This window comes from Holdemania sp. 1001302B_160321_E10 (assembly GCF_015552275.1).
Lineage (GTDB): Bacteria > Bacillota_I > Bacilli_A > Erysipelotrichales > Erysipelotrichaceae > Holdemania.
In genome coordinates this window covers 1-1,570 of sequence record NZ_JADNEM010000075.1, presented here as the reverse complement: position 1 = coordinate 1,570, position 1,570 = coordinate 1, and the positions used below count along the sequence as shown (strand labels likewise).

The window sequence follows — 1,570 nt, the reverse complement described above, 5'->3', positions numbered from 1 at the left end:
TGAGATCAACACAACGATGATCTATGCCCAGGTATCACAGGAAAATGTTAAACATAGCCACAGAAAATATATGTAAATGTCCAGCTGATGATCCAGCTGGCGGAAGGGAGATAGCCATGAATGCAATAATGCGTCAACTATATGACACTTGGAGCTTAAATCATCCCGATTGCGAAGAAACTTATGATCTGGCTTGGGAAAAGTATGAAAAGTTATTGGATACCTATTTTAAGGATGAATTACCTAAAACTAAGCTGAGTGATGCAACTACAGAGATAGCTGCTGCCGTGGAGATAGAGGCATTTGAAGCAGGCTTGAGAATGGGTATCAGCTTGATGGCGGAAGGAGAATAACGATGGAAATAAAAAAGGTCATCATTGAGAATTTCCGCAATATTGTACATGCGGAATATGATCTTACGAGCCGCAGCGTTTTTGCGGGCCCGAACCGGCAAGGCAAGACAAATACCATCCTGGCTATCTATTGGGCGCTGACTGATTTGCTGCTTGATGGATCATCCAACTATCAGTCGTTTAAGCCAGGCTACATTGAGGAGGCCGAGGTCAGCGTCGAGCTAGTCTGTGATGCCTTCACGCTCAAAAAAGTTTATAAGGGTTGGCGGCCAAGACAGCAAGGATCCGGCGAGCCGGGTGACTTGCAGCATACGACCGATTATTGGATAGATGGCACCAAGTACAAAACACAGAGTGAGGCAAAAAGGGCGCTGCTTAAGCTGCTTGGCACCGATCGACAGCTTGAGACATCAAAGTTCGATCTGACCCGGACATTGATTGACCCGTACTACATCGGTCAAGAGTGTGACTATAAGACGCTGCGAAGCTTTATCGTTGAGATCATCGGCGATGTAAGTAATGAAGATGTCTTTGCATCCGATCCGGCGCTGCTGACAATTCGTGATCTGATGGCGCGGTATCAGTATGATCCTGGACTTGCGCAAAAGTTTGTCAAGCAACAAGTCACAGCGGTTAAAAAGGATATTGAGGCAAGTGAGCAGCAAGTTAAAGGTCTGGAGTCTGTACAGGACGTGGATCCAGCACTGCTCAAAGAGGCTCAAGAGGCGCTTGATCAAATTGACAAGCAAGTGTCAGGCTTACAGGTACAGCTGTCTGGCCGGGACAATCCGCGGATCAACGAGGCAAAACTCCAACTGTCTGATATGACCCTTAAGCTTGCTGAGAGCCGGACAAAGGACATGGAGGCAGTACAGGAGCACAACCGGCAGATTGAGGCGGAGCTTCGCCGGCTGGAAAAGGTAAGACAAGATGCTGAGTGTCAAGCACAGGATTTAATCCGGCGTCGGATTTCCGCTGAGAATGCAATTCTTGGCAATGATCAAAAGATTGCCAGCATTGAACAGCAGATCGCGGAGTTGGAAACGAGAAGGCAGGAGCGGTTGCAGGAATATCACACCAGAAATGCCGAGGAATATACGCAACCAGAATCACAAAAAGAAGTGTGCCCAAATTGTGGCTATGTGCTCAATCAAGCGGCGCTTGAAAGCTACCGTGCAACCTGGGAGTCCAGTAAGCAGCGAGACCTTGATTACATC

At 47.6% G+C, this 1,570-nt stretch carries 2 protein-coding genes; both read left to right on the top strand.

Going from position 1 to position 1,570, the window contains the following annotated elements; genetic code table 11:
* Positions 1 to 116 precede the first annotated feature (116 nt).
* Positions 117 to 353 (top strand): hypothetical protein, encoded by a 237-nt coding sequence (locus I2D94_RS18075; RefSeq protein WP_195397912.1) that lies wholly within the window; start codon positions 117 to 119, stop codon positions 351 to 353.
* 2 nt (positions 354 to 355) lie between these two features.
* Positions 356 to 1,570 (top strand): AAA family ATPase (locus I2D94_RS18070; RefSeq protein ID WP_195397911.1); only part of this gene is annotated, 1,215 nt, incomplete at its 3' end.

Bases quoted from the DNA above. Each gene is read 5' to 3' on its own strand.
- I2D94_RS18075 (WP_195397912.1), top strand. From the start codon at position 117: ATGAATGCAATAATGCGTCAACTATATGACACTTGGAGCTTAAATCAT.